General features: G+C 48.6%; 1 protein-coding gene. It reads right to left on the reverse strand.

Annotated features, from left to right (window positions below; all coding sequences use genetic code 11):
- Positions 1–33: 33 nt before the first annotated feature.
- Positions 34–473, reverse strand: a 440-nt coding sequence (locus tag ACM5Q9_RS14270) for an IS3 family transposase (RefSeq protein ID WP_418145426.1), incomplete at its 5' end; no start/stop codon positions are given.

Consider the following 473-nt stretch of genomic DNA (forward strand, 5'->3'; position numbering starts at 1 on the left):
TGAACTGACCCCCTAAAGTTGGACAGTTAAAAACTAAACAGCTTCTAAAACCTGAGTTCGGTATTGTACCGGACTCAGGCCATTTAATTTGAGCTTGATACGCGTGTGATTATAGTAGTGAATGTACTCTTCAATCCCCGCCTCCAGCTGCTCGATATTATCGAAGCGGTTTAAATGAAAGAACTCGGACTTCAATATGCCGAAGAAGCTTTCCATGGCCGCATTGTCCAGGCAGTTTCCTTTCCTGGACATGCTTTGCACGATACCCCGTTCTGCCAGCATTTTACGATAACGGGCATGTTGATAGTGCCAGCCTTGATCCGAATGCAGGATCGGCTTTTCGGACGGTTTAAGCCGGGCCAAGGCTTTTTCCAACATGTCGGTCACCAACGGCAAGACCGGACGCCGCGCCATCTGCCAGGCCACAATTTCACGATTGGACAAGTCCATGATGGTCGAGAGGTACAGCTTTT

The sequence above is a fragment of the Advenella sp. RU8 genome, assembly GCF_048381675.1.
Lineage (GTDB): Bacteria > Pseudomonadota > Gammaproteobacteria > Burkholderiales > Burkholderiaceae_B > Advenella.